This is a genomic window from Pseudomonas sp. OIL-1, assembly GCF_010669185.1.
Taxonomy (GTDB): Bacteria; Pseudomonadota; Gammaproteobacteria; order Pseudomonadales; family Pseudomonadaceae; genus Halopseudomonas; species Halopseudomonas profundi.
Map to the genome: position 1 here is coordinate 1165431 of NZ_CP048629.1, position 14928 is coordinate 1180358.

At 55.3% G+C, this 14928-nt stretch carries 22 protein-coding genes and 2 pseudogenes; 13 read left to right on the plus strand and 11 right to left on the minus strand.

The features are described 5' to 3' along the window. Positions 1 to 12 precede the first annotated feature (12 nt). The 7 genes from G3M63_RS05290 (at position 13) to G3M63_RS05320 (ending at position 3465) form a co-directional block, all read left to right on the plus strand. The gene (locus G3M63_RS05290; protein WP_163982083.1) at positions 13 to 243 is read left to right on the plus strand and encodes a DUF2933 domain-containing protein; all 231 of its coding nucleotides are present in this window, start codon (positions 13 to 15) and stop codon (positions 241 to 243) included. Next, positions 236 to 901 carry an isoprenylcysteine carboxylmethyltransferase family protein gene (locus tag G3M63_RS05295; protein WP_163984188.1) on the plus strand — a complete coding sequence of 222 codons (666 nt, stop codon included), beginning with the start codon at positions 236 to 238 and terminating at the stop codon, positions 899 to 901. Before G3M63_RS05290 ends, G3M63_RS05295 begins: the two co-directional genes overlap by 8 nt. Beyond that, positions 898 to 1320 (plus strand): cytochrome c, encoded by a 423-nt coding sequence (locus tag G3M63_RS05300; protein ID WP_218573660.1) that lies wholly within the window; start codon positions 898 to 900, stop codon positions 1318 to 1320. The genes G3M63_RS05295 and G3M63_RS05300 overlap by 4 nt, the downstream gene beginning before the upstream one ends. Before the next feature lie 41 nt (positions 1321 to 1361). After that, positions 1362 to 1565: a hypothetical protein gene (locus G3M63_RS05305; RefSeq protein WP_178100945.1), complete on the plus strand. Its 204-nt coding sequence runs from the start codon at positions 1362 to 1364 to the stop codon at positions 1563 to 1565. 110 nt (positions 1566 to 1675) lie between these two features. Next, positions 1676 to 2185 carry an exonuclease domain-containing protein gene (locus G3M63_RS05310; protein WP_371923574.1) on the plus strand — a complete coding sequence of 170 codons (510 nt, stop codon included), beginning with the start codon at positions 1676 to 1678 and terminating at the stop codon, positions 2183 to 2185. Continuing rightward, positions 2182 to 2826, plus strand: a complete 645-nt coding sequence (locus G3M63_RS05315) for a metallophosphatase domain-containing protein (protein ID WP_163982085.1) — start codon at positions 2182 to 2184, stop codon at positions 2824 to 2826. Before G3M63_RS05310 ends, G3M63_RS05315 begins: the two co-directional genes overlap by 4 nt. A gap of 150 nt (positions 2827 to 2976) precedes the next feature. Further along, positions 2977 to 3465 (plus strand): HAD domain-containing protein, encoded by a 489-nt coding sequence (locus G3M63_RS05320; RefSeq protein ID WP_163982086.1) that lies wholly within the window; start codon positions 2977 to 2979, stop codon positions 3463 to 3465. A gap of 49 nt (positions 3466 to 3514) precedes the next feature. On the opposite strand, the gene G3M63_RS05325 is transcribed toward G3M63_RS05320, so the two are convergent. From G3M63_RS05325 to G3M63_RS05360, 8 genes are all read right to left on the minus strand, one after another. Further along, positions 3515 to 3823 (minus strand): hypothetical protein, encoded by a 309-nt coding sequence (locus G3M63_RS05325; RefSeq protein WP_163982087.1) that lies wholly within the window; start codon positions 3821 to 3823, stop codon positions 3515 to 3517. A 333-nt stretch (positions 3824 to 4156) separates the two neighbouring features. Further along, on the minus strand, positions 4157 to 4561 hold the full coding sequence (locus G3M63_RS05330) for an antitoxin Xre/MbcA/ParS toxin-binding domain-containing protein (RefSeq protein WP_256669953.1): 405 nt from the start codon (positions 4559 to 4561) through the stop codon (positions 4157 to 4159). A gap of 52 nt (positions 4562 to 4613) precedes the next feature. Further along, complete coding sequence (locus G3M63_RS05335) at positions 4614 to 4925, minus strand: hypothetical protein (protein WP_163982088.1); 312 nt, start codon at positions 4923 to 4925, stop codon at positions 4614 to 4616. A 133-nt stretch (positions 4926 to 5058) separates the two neighbouring features. After that, on the minus strand, positions 5059 to 5457 hold the full coding sequence (locus tag G3M63_RS05340; RefSeq protein WP_163982089.1) for a hypothetical protein: 399 nt from the start codon (positions 5455 to 5457) through the stop codon (positions 5059 to 5061). A 145-nt stretch (positions 5458 to 5602) separates the two neighbouring features. Continuing rightward, complete coding sequence (locus tag G3M63_RS05345) at positions 5603 to 6541, minus strand: HD domain-containing protein (RefSeq protein WP_163982090.1); 939 nt, start codon at positions 6539 to 6541, stop codon at positions 5603 to 5605. After that, positions 6541 to 6786: a hypothetical protein gene (locus G3M63_RS05350; protein ID WP_163982091.1), complete on the minus strand. Its 246-nt coding sequence runs from the start codon at positions 6784 to 6786 to the stop codon at positions 6541 to 6543. Before G3M63_RS05350 ends, G3M63_RS05345 begins: the two co-directional genes overlap by 1 nt. Continuing rightward, a complete protein-coding gene (locus tag G3M63_RS05355) occupies positions 6779 to 7984 on the minus strand; it encodes an Arm DNA-binding domain-containing protein (RefSeq protein WP_163982092.1) in 1206 nt (401 codons plus the stop codon). The genes G3M63_RS05350 and G3M63_RS05355 overlap by 8 nt, the downstream gene beginning before the upstream one ends. Further along, positions 7977 to 8210 (minus strand): hypothetical protein, encoded by a 234-nt coding sequence (locus G3M63_RS05360; protein WP_163982093.1) that lies wholly within the window; start codon positions 8208 to 8210, stop codon positions 7977 to 7979. Before G3M63_RS05360 ends, G3M63_RS05355 begins: the two co-directional genes overlap by 8 nt. A 135-nt stretch (positions 8211 to 8345) precedes the next feature. On the opposite strand from G3M63_RS05360, the gene G3M63_RS05365 reads away from it, so the two are divergent. Together G3M63_RS05365 and G3M63_RS19500 are read left to right on the plus strand one after the other, a co-directional pair. After that, positions 8346 to 8606, plus strand: coding sequence for a helix-turn-helix transcriptional regulator (locus G3M63_RS05365; protein WP_163982094.1), 261 nt, complete (start codon positions 8346 to 8348; stop codon positions 8604 to 8606). A 114-nt stretch (positions 8607 to 8720) separates the two neighbouring features. Further along, entirely contained in the window at positions 8721 to 9308 is a 588-nt protein-coding gene (locus tag G3M63_RS19500; RefSeq protein ID WP_163982095.1) for a hypothetical protein, read from the plus strand. Here the strand turns inward: G3M63_RS19500 and istB are convergent. After that, entirely contained in the window at positions 9294 to 10091 is a 798-nt protein-coding gene (istB, locus tag G3M63_RS05375; RefSeq protein ID WP_163982096.1) for an IS21-like element helper ATPase IstB, read from the minus strand. The genes G3M63_RS19500 and istB overlap by 15 nt on opposite strands. Further along, on the minus strand, positions 10088 to 11107 hold the full coding sequence (gene istA, locus G3M63_RS05380; RefSeq protein WP_163982097.1) for an IS21 family transposase: 1020 nt from the start codon (positions 11105 to 11107) through the stop codon (positions 10088 to 10090). The genes istB and istA overlap by 4 nt, the downstream gene beginning before the upstream one ends. Before the next feature lie 104 nt (positions 11108 to 11211). Here istA and G3M63_RS05385 point away from each other — a divergent pair. Then, positions 11212 to 11529: pseudogene (locus G3M63_RS05385) on the plus strand (sigma 54-interacting transcriptional regulator); the annotation flags it as partial. Here the strand turns inward: G3M63_RS05385 and G3M63_RS05390 are convergent. Then, positions 11529 to 11654: pseudogene (locus tag G3M63_RS05390) on the minus strand (MerR family DNA-binding transcriptional regulator); the annotation flags it as partial. The pseudogenes G3M63_RS05385 and G3M63_RS05390 sit on opposite strands and share 1 nt — an antisense overlap. A gap of 282 nt (positions 11655 to 11936) precedes the next feature. Here G3M63_RS05390 and lnt point away from each other — a divergent pair. The 3 genes from lnt (at position 11937) to G3M63_RS05405 (ending at position 14848) form a co-directional block, all read left to right on the plus strand. Beyond that, on the plus strand, positions 11937 to 13376 hold the full coding sequence (lnt, locus tag G3M63_RS05395; RefSeq protein WP_163982098.1) for an apolipoprotein N-acyltransferase: 1440 nt from the start codon (positions 11937 to 11939) through the stop codon (positions 13374 to 13376). Positions 13377 to 13482: 106 nt separating this feature from the next. Next, positions 13483 to 13959, plus strand: a complete 477-nt coding sequence (gene lspA, locus G3M63_RS05400; protein ID WP_028615086.1) for a signal peptidase II — start codon at positions 13483 to 13485, stop codon at positions 13957 to 13959. 139 nt (positions 13960 to 14098) lie between these two features. Beyond that, positions 14099 to 14848, plus strand: coding sequence for an MBL fold metallo-hydrolase (locus G3M63_RS05405; protein WP_022964289.1), 750 nt, complete (start codon positions 14099 to 14101; stop codon positions 14846 to 14848). Positions 14849 to 14928 lie beyond the last annotated feature (80 nt).

Below are 14928 nucleotides of genomic sequence, written 5' to 3' on the forward strand. Positions count from 1 at the left end.
AAGGAACCGCTCATGGATCGACGCTTTAAAATTACCTTGGCAATATTTGCCGTTATCGCACTGGTTTTACTCTGGGGAGAACACAAGGTTCATCTGCTTGGCGCCTTGCCCTGGCTGATACTGCTTGCTTGTCCGCTGATCCATATTTTTATGCACGGAGGGCACGGAGGGCATGGAGGACATGGAGGACATAACCACCAGGCAGAGCAACCGGGAAAGAGTGGAGAGCAGCGTGATGACTGATGGTGCATCGGATTATGGCCTTTGGAGCCTAGTGGTGCTGAATTCGGCGATTTTCATATTCTTCGCCTTCAGTTTCTTCAAACCACAGACCCGCCGGGACTGGCGTTCGTTTGGTGCCTTCAGCGCGTTTCTGGTGGCACTGTTCACCGAGATGTACGGGTTCCCGCTGACGCTCTACTTCCTCTCCGGCTGGCTGCAGAGCCAGTATCCCGACGTTAACTGGTTGGCTCACGACAGTGGCCACTTGCTGGAAATGCTGTTTGGTTGGAAGGGGTCCCCACACTTTGGGCCATTTCATCTCTTGAGCACAGTGTTTATTGGCCTCGGGTTTTATCTGATTGCGGCTGGCTGGCGTACCCTGTATGCCGCGCAAAAGGCAGGGCAGTTGGCCGCAACCGGCCTGTATGCCCACGTTCGCCACCCCCAGTATTCCGGCTTCGTGCTCATCATGTTCGGTTTTCTCCTGCAGTGGCCAACGCTGCTGACGCTGGCCATGTTCCCGGTGCTGGTGTGGATGTACTCGCGCCTGTCTATTCACGAGGAGCGTGAAACAGAAAAAGTGTTCGGCTCCGATTGGCGGGCCTATGCAGCCAGAACTCCCCGTTTTATTCCGCGATTGAGGAATTTGAGGCGCAAGGAAATCGAGGAACAAGAATGATGCATTTGGTAACTATCTCAGTAGGCGTTCTTGCGGTAGCGCTAATCAGCGGCTGCGGTAAACAGACGGTGGATGACCGCTGGTACACACAGGCCCAGGTCGAACGCGGCGCAGTGGTCTTCGACGACAACTGCGCAAGCTGCCATGGCGGCAATGCCCAAGGGGCTTTCAATTGGAAAAAGCCCCTGCGGGATGGCTCCTATCCGCCGCCACCGCTCAACGGAACGGGCCATGCCTGGCACCATTCGTTCGACACGCTGATGGGTACGATCAATCAAGGTGGCGCCCCGATGGGTGGGAAAATGCCGGCCTTCGCAGGCGAGCTCTCCAGGGACGATCAAAAAGCCGCTATCGCCTATTTCCAGAGCAAATGGGAAAAGCGGATCTATGAGGCATGGTCTGAAAGGAGTGGGCTCTGATTTCTCTGGGTAATCAGACGATTAACTCAAAGAGGCAGTGTATGAAATGCTTATGGGTGGTGGCTTTTCTAAGTGTTTTTCCGGGCAGTGCACTGGGTGGTGCGCCCTCGGCGGAATCATTGATTGAGGGGATGGAGGCCACCCTGTGGTCGGACAGCAACTACGGCCGTTTCACCATGCGTATCGAAACCGAATACTGGACCTGGGAACCGGACCTGGAGGCCTGGATGGTTCGGCAGGTTTAAGATGGAATTATAGCGAGTTAATGCCGGTAGTCACATGGACAGGCACAGGGGTAATTCCTCTTGCACAATGGGTTTTCTTGCCACCGATAACGGGCCTGATTGTCAAATGGATGTTTCTTGGGTGGTTGACCCCCTGTGATGTGGTTTCAGGCAAAACTGCCTACTGGACAACTAGGCTGACACAGGGGGGTATCGCACTGACACAAATCAGGCAAGCCATGGTGGATAACGCGCCACCGCTCAAGGAGGCTATTGATCAAATGAACGCCTGGCTTGAAGGTACGGAAACGGTTGCTCTCTGGTGCAGCTGGGGCAACTACGATCTGAACCAGCTGACAGCACAATGCGCCCTCGATAATGCCGATTCACAACTGCTGAGCCTGCCGCACCTGAACTTGAAGAAGCTCTGGCGACGTACCACCAGGCAGCGCAAGAAAACCAGCCTTGCTCATGCACTGGCTTATCATGAGCTGGTGTTTGACGGCCAGCCACACCGTGGGGTTGACGATGCGCGGAACATCGCACGCTTATTGCCATTTTTAGACTGGTCGCAGCAGGATGAGCTGGTCAGCAACCCGGTCGACGCAGCGACTCACAACCCACGACAGAAAATCCGATGAAACTTGTTTGCATCTCCGACACTCATAGCATGCATCGCAGCATCCAGGACATTCCAGATGGCGATGTGCTGATCCACGCCGGTCATAGCCTGGGGCAGGGCACGCTGGACAATGTTGAGGAGCTGAATGACTGGCAGGGTACACTGCCTCACAGGTACAAGGTCGTGATCGCCGGTAACCATGACTGGGCATTCCAGGACAGCCCGGAGCAGGCACGCGAGGCGCTCAGTCACGCGATTTACCTTGAGGACAGTGGCGTTGAAATTGAAGGCATTCGTTTCTGGGGCTCGCCCTGGACACCCACATTTATGAATTGGGCATTCATGCTGGACCCGGGTCCACCGCTGTACGATGCCTGGTCGCGCATCCCTGACAAAACGGATGTGCTGATCACCCACGGCCCGCCGAGGGGGATCGGAGATGAGGTTGAGCTAGCGCTGGGGCTCAGGCATGTTGGGTGTATTGAGCTGTTGCAGCGCATTGACAGGCTGTCCCTCAAAGCTCATATCTTTGGGCATATTCATGAAGGGTACGGCACCTATCGGCGCGGACCGCTCACCCTGATTAATGCCTGCACCTGTAACGAGCAATACCAGCCCATTAACCCGTCGATAGTGCTGGATCTGGCAAGTCGTATCTAGGCTCACGGTAGTGGTTCCGACGGCTCTGCGGCTAATCAATGCTGGTTGCCGGAGAAAGGGCTTTCCGTTCAGACAAGCCCATCAGCGGAGCGTGGCAATGGTGTGCATGACATTCACAGCTCGGACGAAGCATTTATGGCAGGAGGACTCATGCTGTTGTTCCTGGACTATGACGGGGTGCTGCACCCTGACGAGGTCTACCTGAAGCGCGGGCGCCCGGTGCTGCGTGGACCGGGTGAGCTTTTCATGTGGGTACCACAGCTACTGTCAGCGATTGAGGGCGCTGATGTGAGGATTGTCCTGTCAACGAGTTGGGCACGTCATCTCGGATTCAGGCGTGCCTGCAATGCGTTACCGGAATGCTTAAGAGCTTTGGTGGTTGGCGCCACCTGGCACTCAAAAATGAAAATCGGCGAATCTGGAGCAGCAACGTTTTGGGACCTACAGACACGCTACGAGCAGATTCAGGCCTATCTGGCTCGAATGAACTCACCCTGCGACTGGCTGGCCATTGATGATGATGCCCGAGGCTGGCCCGACGAGAAGCTGCCTCAACTGATTCATGCTGATCCCGCGTTGGGTTTGTCCTGCGAACAGACAGTACAACGGCTGCGAGAGCGGCTTTTGCACGGCTGTTGAGTCCGGACGGTTCTCCGTATGGCTGAGGCATACTGAGGCGCGGTATTACTCAGTCCTTGAAATAGTTATCACGTTCAACCAGACCGAACGGTGCGTCAGGTTTTATCGCCTGATCGGATACTTCGTCGAACAAATGCTCAACCATCCGCTGACGTCGCAGTCCTGTCAGGGTGCTGAAAAAGCAGCCCTCACACAGGTGCACCTCATACCGCTCACCATCATGCTGCGAACCATAGCCCCAGTGGGCTGACAGCACGCCATACTGCGCAGGGGTGCCGGGTTTTGTGGTGGATGTGCCGCATACATCACAGAGCACATCGGTAGTGACCAGAACGTTTTTTGTCTCGCGGATTTTCATGGGGTCTCTCCTGTGCGTTACGTTGTCAGCAATGATGCTCATGGCAGGCTGCTGCCTTTGGCGAGCCAGCGCGTATTTGAGGTTTGGTTTCCAATAAATCAGTTCACGGATCAAGGGACCTTCAGTGAACATGGACTGCCGCACCCTTGAGAAAACTTTCAACTATGCGGCTTTTCTCACAGCAGCCGCGGGTATTGCGTTTATGCTGCTAATGGAACCGACCAGCCTCGGAGCTGCAATGGCAGTGCTCTTGCCCTGGTTATTGGGGCTCGCGACTTATCGCATTCACGTACTTGTCGTGCAGCAAGCTGCGGTGCCGTTGTCATGGACACCTCACCAAGTGCCATTGCTAAGGCTTTCGATGCGCCGATGCGTTTCGACAAGGTCCTGCAGGCGGCCCTCAGCAATAACATCGAGCGGTGCGCGGCCGTTAAAAAAATCATTGTCGTTGGGGCGTCTCATAAAACCGTATACGTTTGCTGGATTTTCAAAAAGCGTGCGCATGGCGGCGTGGATGTTCAGCACCATGCTGATGCGCTCAGCCTGCTCGCCATCCAGCTTTGATGGAGCATTTCCGGCGGTGACTCGGTCCAGAGCGTAGCTGGAAATGCCCAATATTTTCTGAATTTGGCTCCGGGTGGCTTTCCAGCCCTTGAGGATTGTAATGGCCACACGCAAGCCAATCATGTGGCTCTCGTTCTCGCCCGGCAGGTCATTTTCTTGCGTAACCATCTGCATGCTGCTCTTTATGTGAGTTATTTGAATACAGACCGTAATACTTAGCGCCTGCTCATAAAACGTAGCCTTCTATCAGCCTGATCAGATCAGCGATGACCTTGTCTCGTGCATTGTCACTAGCTTGGATGCAGTGCAGTGGGGTCATGCCGGCAAGGCGAGTGTTGGATTCTTGCAGGTAGTGCTTTGCTTTTGCCGTACTGCCAAACACCAGCAGGCTAAGTGCAAGAGCTTCTGTGGCGGCAATGTCTGCCAGTAGATCGTTGCCAGGCGGGTTATCAAGGCTTTCCAGCAGACGGGGTACCTCACCAAGCGACTTTTCAAAATCCGCTTGAATTGATGCCGACAATCCATCTCGAATTTCCATGGTTCTGGCTCCTTACTGATAGGCCCTAGTGGGTAAGAATGAGGGTCTCAGTACAGCGGGCAGGGCAGCCTTCCATCAGCTGTCACTACCCGCCTCAATGTCTGCACCCTCCAAACGCATGCCTTTGGCTGGGTCAGTGAATGCTCATAATGGCGTCCAGCGATGTTGTTTTACGTTTGCCTTCACCTATCAAGACATAGACCGTGTTTCGGGTTTCAAAAAAGCCAGGTGGAGTAAACCTTATAAGAGGTGTGGTCCTTACCCAATTGCCGGGTTCGAAGCGGGAAGTGCTGTCGTACATGACCTCATGCGCATAGACCATCACCGGGTTGGTACCTCGTGACTCCAGATCCAGGGCGATTTTCTCGCCCACATCCAGATCAGCCCATATCCAGTCACGGACAATCCTGAAGGGCTTGTGCGTGGCATAGGTCTTGGCTTGTTCAATCGCCTCTTCCAGCGTGAAGGTGGCGCCCTGCATTGGCTCTCCATCGCCGAACAGCAGGTTAGTCATTTCATTGAGAGTGGGCATATTAAGCTCCGATAGGAAACTGATAGCGGGCTAAAGGCTTACCTTTCGCCATAAAGCTGTATGGATAATCAGTATTTATACTGGCATGGCTTTCGCCCAAGTCAAGCTCGCGGCTGACGTAAAACCATGGCAGCACTGACCTCCCTTAGTCAGCGTGCGGTGGCCTTGGCAGCCAGAAAGTACTTTCAGGGCCAGGTCCATCGCATCGGGCAAAGGTCTGCCAGACAGGCTTATCACTGAAGACTTTTTGCCGGTTATTGGCGGCAGCACTCATGATGTCTGCCTGCTTGATGGCCAGGGCAACGGGCAATACTGGTCGTTGCTGCTTTGGCTTGATCAGCCACTCAAACAGGTAGCGAAGCCCATTGGCGCCGTCTGGCCATTCTTTTTCCAGCGTGTTGAGGGCCGGAATAGCTAGCTCATATCCCAGCAGCTCGTGACTCACCAAATATCCAGTTTCTGTTCGTCGCCCATCTGGCTGCATGCTTCGTACCTTGCCGAGGTCATGGAGCAGGCCAGCGAGCGCGGCCAGCCAGCGCTCATGCTCAGAGAAGCTGCTGCTTACGGCATAGACTGACTGAGCCACCTCCAGACTGTGCTCAGCCAACCCACCCGGATAGCAGTGGTGGTGGTTAGCGCTTGCTGGGTAGCTAAAAAATCGACAGCCAATATTGGGCTCTCCAAGTACCTGATAGGCGAAGCGTTGAAGCGCCGGGTATGGGCAGCTGTCTATCCACCGCTCAACGTCCATTACGGTCGTGACTGAGCCCACTTTGCTGGCGGGTAGATGGCTGAGTGACTGAAAAGCATGGGTTGTTAATAGCTTCTGATCGTCAACGGTCAAAAAGCCCCCATGGGCCGTGACGTGCATTGAGACGGCGACTAATCCATTGGTTGGCCATGACCCCGGATGGTTGTCCAAGGCTGCTAGAACCTCATGGCGTCCTGCAAGATTTTCCAAAACGAGGAAAATACAGGATTTCAGAGGAGATACCTGGTAGGCCTGTTGAGTTTCCAGGCAGCCAGTCAACCAAAAGGCATCTGCATCGTTATTTGAAAAGGTGGATGGCAGTGAGCTGTTCATCAGGCTGCCCCCCACTGGTCCAGAGTGCTTTCCAGGCGATCAAGCAAATAGGGCAGCACCGCCTTGCCACACTCTTCTTCCAGTTGTGGCAATGTTTCAGTCACCCAGGTCTCCAGCGCATCCAGATTGGATGCTTCGTGGCCGCGTCCAATCAAAAAGACCAGCGCATCTCCCTCGGGGATTCGCAATGCAACCTGGATGGCTCTAGCAAGGCGGCGGCAGGTGTTAGCGGATATCTTAAGCATGTTCTTTCTCCTGAGCATCGGAATGGCTGGCTTGGTTGAATTCACTGACCAGCAAGCGTTCCATGGCAGAGCCGTCACGGCGTGTGAGGTTAGGCACATAGCGGGAATAAACGCGGAACAGCATTTCGGTGGTGGTATGGCCCATTTGGCGGGCAATCCATTCCGGTGACTCACCTGCCGCTAGCCAGAGCGTTGCTGCGGTATGACGGGTTTGATAGGGCCGCCGTTTACGTAGTCCCAGGTGCCGCAACAAGGGGTACCACACCCGTTGGGTGATATTGCGGTGGGCGATAGGCTTGCCGTTGCGCGTGCAGAACACGTAGTCGAATTGACCGGTCGCTTTATGCTGCTCCTGCAGTGCGTCGTAAACAGGGCCAGACATATCGATGGTCCGGAACGAACCATCATTTTTGGTATAAACCAGTTCATCCTTCACCAGAGCCTGGCGCACCAAAATTTGTCGGCGCTCAAAGTCGACAAATTGCCACTGCAATCCATCGATTTCACCGGTGCGCATTCCGGTCAGAAAACGCACGGTGTAATAGTTTTTAAAATCGGCCCTCACTGTTTGCAGGATCAGCTTGACCTCGTCGACGGTGAACGGCTCAACATCAGTCCGCGGTACCTTTAGCGATTTTATGCCTTGATAGGGTGAGGTAAACTCATACCGGTCGGCTGCTTCGTTAAGGATCATGCGCAAAGGCGTCATGATGTGGTTGATTCTCTCTGCTGACAGCGGTTTGTCTTTACCGTTTCTGACTTTGGCGAGCTGGGAACGGAAAGACAAAATCTCTGCCTTGGTGATGGAGCCGACGTCCTTCTCACCAAATTCTGGCTTCAAGTAGGCGCGCAAAGTGCCTGCCACCGTATCAATGTGCGAGCGTCGCCACTGAGCCTGCATTTCGGCAAACCAGGTATCGGCAAAGTCACTAAAAAGTGGCGTTGTGTGGTGCTTGAGTGGCGCCTGAGCTGTCGCGGTCTCAGCAAACTTTTGGGCATTCTTGCTGCCCGGAAAATACCGGGCATACTCGAACGTCCCCAGAGTGATTTCAGCCTCGATCTTTTTCAAAATCCCTTCCAGCTTGCGCCGGTTGGTAGGTGTGTCATCCAGGGCCGTTTGCTCACGGCATCGTTTGTTACGGTAACGGAAATCGAAGAACAGTTTTCCTGTCTGTTCTCGTACACGGATACTAGCCATGCATGACACCTCCGTTGGCCATGGGGATGGCAAGAGGGCTGTTGGATGTGCCGCCCATGTCTCGCTCAATGGCTTCCCAGATATAAAGAATTTTGCGCCCACCAAAGGGTCGGATGTAGTGAACGCCCTCAAGCAAAACGCTATCCTTGAGTCGGTCGCGAATTGTTCTGGCGTCATATTTGATGCGAGCTGCAAGCTCGTCGGTGGTTAGGTATTGAGTAGTCATAACGTTCTCCTTGGGCTTCATATGTAGCTAATTGGCTACATGTGTATATGTATAGCTTCGATGGGTTCGTTAGGCAAGCTTTTTTTGCAGCCAATTGCTAACATTTGAAAAATATAAGTAACGGATGTAGCCAATATGCTTCGTTTCAAGATCAAAGAAATGATCGCCCGCAGGGAGTTTGAGGAGGGGCGCCGCATTACCATCGCGGAAGTGGCGGAGGGTGCCGGCATCCACCGGGTAACCTTGTCGAAGATGATCAATCGGCGGGGATTCAGCACCAGTACTGAGCATATTGATGGGCTGTGCCGTTACTTTGATTGCAAGATAGAAGACTTGGTTGAATACGTTCCTAGCGAGCGAGTCAGTGACCTTGATGACCAAGGCCGTAGCAATTGAATGGCATAAACTGCGTTGTGATGGCTGAGCTTTTCAGGTTGTAGTGAGCTGAGCACTAAGCAGTTCTGTTGGCTTGTGTAGTGGACAGACAAGAATGGCTGTTTGGGGGCATGGATGGTGAAAAAGCAGTTGCCGATTCTGGTGAGCTGGATTGGCGGGAATGATCTCAAAGCGCCGGCTGGCGGTCTGCCGGGCCCTGTGTTTTCTACATTGCATGCTGGCAGCTTTGCCAGGGCTGAACTGCTTTGTTCCTATCCGCCAGAGCAGCTGGAGAGCTACCGCGCCTGGCTGGCGGAGAATACCGAAACGCCGCTGAATGTTTACCACGAGCCCCTGAGCTCACCGGTCAACTTTGCCGAGATTTATCAGGCTGCAGAGCGTCATTTGCGCAGGCTGCAGAGCAGCGGTGAGCCTCTGGCCATTTTGCTCAGTCCGGGTACGCCTGCGATGCAGGCAGTATGGATTCTGCTGGGCAAGACGCGCTATCCCGCCCTCTATTACCAATCCTCGCTGGAGCAGGGCGTTCAGCAGATCGACATACCCTTTGAGATCGCTGCGGAGTATGTGCCGGCTGCCGCAGAAATCAGTGCCGCAAGTCTGAACAACATGCTCATGTGTCAACGACGGTTCAAAACTGACCCACTTATCGGCGATATCGTCGGTTTAAAACTGACCCACCCTTGGCGATTAATTGTTGGTTAATAGATCCTGGCTGCTGGCCGAGACCGGCGCGATACCCGCAGCGTTCTTGTCCTTCAGACGGTAGCTCTCGCCACGGATCTGCACGATATGCGCATGGTGTAACAACCGGTCTAACAGCGCTGCCGTCAACGTCGTGTCATCGGCGAAGGCATGGGACCACTGCGAGAACGGGAGGTTACTGGTTACGATGACACTGCCTTGCTCGTATCGCTTGGCGATGACATTGAAGAACAGATTGGCTTCTTCGCGGCCAAACGGCAGATAGCCGATCTCATCGATGATCAGCAGCCGCGGAGCTAGCACGCTGCGCTTCAAGTATTGCTCTAGGCGTTCCTGTTTGCGGGCTGTTGCCAGTTGCAGCATCAGATCGGCTGCGGCGATGAAGCGCGTCTTGATGCCTTGAGCGACGGCTTTGTGACCCAGGCTGATGGCGAGATGGCTCTTTCCAACGCCACTAGGGCCGAGGAGTACGACATTCTCTGCTCGTTCCACGAAGGCCAAGCTTGTCAGTTCGTTCAGCTGTTTGCGCGGCGCTCCGCTGGCGAATTTAAAGTCATAGTCCTCGAAGAGCTTACGTCCAGGGAAGCCGGCAAACTTGAGTAAGGTCTCGCGGGAGCGCAGGGACCGTGCGTCCAGTTCCATGCGCAATAGCTGTTCGAGGAAGTCGGCCAAGGTGTCTTCTTGCGAGGCGCAACGGTCGGCCATGGCTGACCATTCGTTGGCTAGCGTGTCGAGCTTTAGGTTCGCGCAGGCGTGTTGGATGCGCTGATGCTGTAGGTTCATGGACGCGCCTCCAGCAGTCGGTCATAGGTGCTCAGCGGATGCTGGAAGCTCTCCCTGGGCACAGGCCGTGCGGTGACTGGCATTTGCTCTGGCCCCCGTTTTGCCTGCCGTGGCAAAGGTCTGAGCTGGAAGCGCTCCTGATCCAGCAATATCTGAGGCTTGATGCCGGTGGTGCCATGGATACGCTGATGCGCCACACGCTCGAGCCAGGGACCTATGTGGGCATTGGCCGTGGCCACATCCAGCCGAAGCCCAGCCTGATTCAGAGTGGCTGCCAGAGGCGTGATGAAGCTGTTTTTCAAGTAACCATTGAAGCGCTCGACCTTGCCCTTGGTGCGAGCTCTGTAGGGTCGGCAAGCGCGGGCGATAAAGCCATAATCACGCGCGGTCGCCAGCAGTTGCGCGTTCCAACGATGCTGGCCTTCGCCGTAAGCATCCCGCTCGATCATGATGGTCTTGGCGTTGTCGAAGAGGAGCTCCTGGGGCACCCCGCCGAAGTAATGGCATGCCTCTTCGATCCCGCGCAGCCAGTCATCCTGACGCTCATGCTCGGAAAACCGGACGTAGGTAGCACGGCTATAGCCCAGCGTGGCGACGAAGGCTTTGATCGTGCGCCGGTGACGAGAGATGGTCGTGAAATCGACCTGCATTTGCTTGCCTGGCGGCGTCTCGAAACGGACTACCGGTTCAGGCACGGCCGTCTTGAACTCGGCGACGTAGGTCTTGAGTTGAGTGATCCCGCCAGCGTAGCCACGATCCTGAATCTCGCTGAACAGAACCGTTGCCGGTATCCAGTGCGGTTTGGCCGCCTCGATCCGCGCTAGAAGATAGGTTTTGTAGGGCTCTAGCTTTGCTGGGCGAGCAGCCCGGCCCGGATAGCTAGCTACAACGGTCAGGTCCCGCAGATACCTCCGCACCGTATTGCGCGACACTCCGAGCTGCTTTGCGATGGCGCGAATGCTGTTGCCTTGGCCATGTAATACATGAATTTCCACGAGTCTCTCCTGAGTCAACATCGGCCGCCGCTCTGGTCATTTGATTAGGCGGCCATTTTGCTTCAGGTGGGTCAATTTTAAGTCGACGTTGGTGGGTCAGTATTACTCCGGCGGTGACACTCATGCAGGCGGCACCGGTTAATGCGGCCTTCGACAATATCATCACGCGTAACGAAACCATGCTGTTGCTTAAGCAGCAGGCAGAGGTGCTAGCGCAAAAGCTGGTACCTGTGCTGATCTATGGTGAAACTGGTACCGGCAAAGAGCTGTTTGCCAGGGCGATCCACAATGCTGGGCCGCGTGCAGTCAAGCCCTTTGTAGCGGTGAACTGTGGTGCCATTCCTTCCGAGTTGATCGACTCAACATTGTTTGGTCACAAAAAGGGAGCTTTTACCGGTGCTATTGCTGACCGGCTTGGGGTTTTCCAGCAGGCTGATGGTGGCTTCTCGGTATAGACACGGTAACCGTTTTCCTGCCGATCTGGCGGTGGCAACAAGCCCTCCCGTTCGTAGAATCGGACAGTCTGAGTATCGACCCCTACTGACCGTGCCAACTGTCCAATGCGCATCATGCTTCTCCTCAACGTATTCTCTACCCTGTTGACCTTATAGCTACTATATGGTTTTGAATGGTAACACCATATTGTTCAAGTGGAGCCGTGTCATGAGTAAATCTTGTGATGGCCCCTGTGGCTGCGGACTGAATTGAGCGGAGCAAAAAAGCATGAGCCACAGGGTTGATACTGGCTTCGGAGGCGAGAGCATTGGGTGATAAGTACGCGCTACCCTCCACGGGCATGCGCCACAAGGCGCTTCTAACAAGGGGGATATCTCTACTTGCCGGAGGCGCCATGCCGCTTGCCTTTGCCCCTGTGGGCTGGGCATGGCTTGCAATGATCGCTCTGGCTGCATTTTTTGCCCTGACCGCGCAATCTTCAAAGCGTCAGGTGCTATGGTCGGCCTACCTCTTTGGCCTTGGTTACTTCGGCGTAGGTGTCTCCTGGGTCTTCATCAGCATCAGCCAGTACGGCAATGGCCCTGTGGTGGCGGCGTTAGCCACAGCGGCCTTTGTCTCGCTGCTCGCCCTCTTCCCATGGGGCGTCGCCTATCTCGTGCGCCGCCTGAGACCTGAGATGGATGCGATGGCGCTCTGGCTAGGACTACCAGCGGCATGGGTGTTGAGTGAATGGATGCGCACCTGGTTCTTGACCGGCTTTCCCTGGCTCTTTATCGGCTACAGCCAGACCGACACCACACTCGCCACTATCGCTCCTGTCTTTGGTGTGCTTGGCGTGAGTTTTCTGGTGGCACTGTTCGCCGGCGGTCTTGCGTGGGTTATCTTAGGCCCAAGCCTGCGCCGTGCAGCGGTAGCCGGTGCCGTGTTAATCGTTACTCTCGCTGGCTTGCAGCTCCTGGATCGCGAGTGGACGCAGCCAGCCGCTGACCCTATCGATGTCGCCCTCTTGCAAGGAAACATCGCGCAAGACAAGAAATGGGACCCGGATTACCGGGAAATCACACTTGAGCGCTATCAGGCGCTTACAAAGCAGCATCTCGGGGCCGACATCGTGATCTGGCCAGAAGCGGCAATCCCGATGTGGCATGACCAGGCCAAAGAATATCTTGCTGAGCTTGAGGCGTTAGCCGATCAGGCAGGCACCTTGTTAATGATTGGCGTCCCGGTACGCGAGGCGGATGGCCGCGTCTATAATGCAGTGGTAAGCCTCTCCGATCCCTCAGGCTTCTACTACAAACGCCACCTGGTGCCCTTCGGTGAATATGTTCCGTTTCGGGAGTTTTTGGGTTCGGCCCTCGACGTGCTCGGGGCGCCCATGTCCGATTTTACACCGGGACGGGACGCGCACGTCCTGAATGCAGCCGGGGTGCCCGTAGGGGCACTCATCTGCTACGAGGCGGTCTTTGGTGCTGAAGTCACGGAACTTCTGCCCGAAGCGCAGGTGCTGGTGAATGTCAGTAATGATGCCTGGTTCGGCAGCTCGCTCGGCCCTCTCCAGCATTTCCAGATGGCCCGCATGCGTGCCATCGAAACCGGACGTGACCTACTGCGAGCCACGAACACGGGTATCACAGCAGCTGTCAGCTACGAGGGAAAGATCCTCAAGCGCGCTCCTCAGTTCCGCGTAGCCAGCCTCAGCGTCGAGGTGACACCGCGAACTGGTGCGACCCCTTATGTGCGCTGGAGGGATTGGCCTGTCCTTGGTGTGATCGCACTCGGACTCGGCTTGCTCCTGCTTCTTCGAATTCGCCAGTATCATCGGCTGGGTACATGACGCCCGCCACTCTATAGCGAGCAGATTTTCAATTGGGTGAGGAGGAAGGAATTTGTCTACTTATGGCAATTGGCTCGCAGAGAAAGCCCACGAGCCGAGAAAAACGATGCGCTGGCTGTGGCTCTCGCTCCTGTTACTGCTGGCGGATCAGGCGAGCAAGTACCTTGCCAGTACCATGCTTATGTATGGAGAAAGTGTATCGGTCACGCCCTTCTTCAATTGGGTCCACCGCCACAATACGGGGGCGGCGTTCAGCTTTCTAGCGGATGCCGGCGGTTGGCAGCAGCCGCTTTTCATCGGGCTGGCCTTGGTTATCTCGACGTTACTGGTGTACTGGCTTTGGCGTTCACCGAGCGTACTGAGTTATCGGCTCGCACTCAGCGCTATCCTCGGCGGTGCGTTGGGCAATGTCGCAGATCGCTTACGCTTGGGCTACGTCGAGGATCTTCTCGATTTTCATTATGCCCAGTGGCACTGGCCATCGTTCAACCTGGCGGACGTATGGATCGTCCTCGGTGCTGCCCTCTTTATCTGGGCCGAAATACGACATCAGCCAGGCAGCCGTCGCCGCGGAATCGGCTAGAGTCTTCGCTGTCGCACGCTTGATCCTATCCCAGATATACGTAGCTTCTTTCTCATAAAGCACACAGCAAGCCGGTTGCCCATGCAGGTTGATGGTAGCATTTGCGGATGGAAGCGCCGACGCAGACAGGGGACATCACATGATCTTTCGACAACTGTATGAACCCGTATCCAGCACTTACACCTATCTTCTGGGCTGCGAGGAAACCGGACGAGCGGTCCTGATTGATCCGGTTATCAACTCGGTCGAGCGCGACCTGGCAGAGGTATCAAAGCTGGGGCTCAAGCTGGAATACACTCTGGATACCCATATCCACGCCGATCACATCACTTCCGCCCGCGAGCTAAAGCAGAAAGCGGGCAGTAAAATCGCGGCGCCTGCCATGGATTGCCTGCCCTGCACGGACGTAGGAGTTGAGGAGGGGAGGCCCTTTCAGGTCGGTCGGCTCAGCTTCCAGCCGATTCACACGCCGGGCCATACCGATGGCCATTTCGCATACCGTCTGGACGACCGTATTTTCACCGGCGACGCTCTTCTGATCGAAGGTTGTGGCAGAACGGATTTTCAAAACGGGAATACCGATACCCTTTACCGGTCCGTGACTGAAAAACTTTTCACCCTGCCAGAGGACTATCTGGTCTATCCCGCCCATGATTACAAGCAGCGGCGGATTTCGACAATTGGACAGGAAAAAGATCGCAACGTCCGGCTGGGTCAGGGTAAAAGCCTGGAGGAGTTTCGGGAGATCATGGACAAGCTCAATCTCGCTTATCCCAAGTTCATCGACTATGCCGTCCCGGGAAACAAGGAGTGTGGCGTATGCCCGACGGATCTACCTGAACGATTACAGCAGTATTGCGAGCAGATGGCGCATACCCCTCAGGGGTAACCATCCTCCGAGGTCGATTCGGCGCCCGACTCAAGGGCCAGCTTAACTGCAAAGGGTTCCGTTTCAAGGCGTAGGCCTGA